General features: G+C 40.7%; 1 pseudogene. It reads right to left on the bottom strand.

The window, feature by feature from the left end:
• Positions 1-381 (bottom strand): annotated as a pseudogene (locus ACS8FD_RS20210) (AarF/ABC1/UbiB kinase family protein); the annotation flags it as partial.
• Positions 382-733: the final 352 nt, after the last annotated feature.

The raw sequence follows: 733 nt of genomic DNA, 5'->3' as shown, positions 1-733 counted from the left end.
TATATGCTGAAGGGTTTGTTCTATTTTTGGCCAAGCGAGAGTAGCCGTGTCATCATTAAGCGTTTGCAACGCTTTGGTGATTTCTGGCGGTAATATATGCTCACCATACAACGCCAACATTTGACCAATCTTAACCACTGAGCCTTTTAGTTTACCTAGCTCTTCTGCGACATAGTTTGCTTGCGCCTCCATAAAAACTTGATTGCGCTTCGAGCGTGCCTGCTTATCCAAAAATATACCAGACATACTATTACCTGCCCAACGACGACCAATGTTCAAAGAGGTTTTGGCAATCGATAATCGACGTTCAAACCCAGAGGTTTTTAGGGTGTCAATTGATTGCCTATTGTTATTAGAAGGTCTAGACGTATCATGTGCCATAAATATAACCATTCATCAGATTGTACTGATTTGCGGGTTTAAGACTAACAATACAAGGAACATGCAAGGTTAGTATACAAAGTCGTACTGACCTTTAGGTCATAATACGAATGAAAATACTAAAACACCCCAGCTCATGTTTAAACTGGGGTTTGAGTCATATAACTTATTAATAAAACAAAATATTGGGACAAAATATACTGTCTCAAATACGACTGGGTCTAAGACTGCTCGCGTGTAATAGCATGATGACCTATGTCACGGCGATAATGCGCACCATCGAAACTGATAGCACCTGTGACGGCAAGTGCTGCTTGTTGCGCGTCTAAAATACTATCTGCTAAAGCAGTCA

The sequence above is a fragment of the Psychrobacter sp. 1U2 genome, from assembly GCF_051847575.1.
The sequence above is the reverse complement of the archived record's forward strand: the minus strand, read 5'-3'. Positions and strand labels throughout refer to the sequence as shown.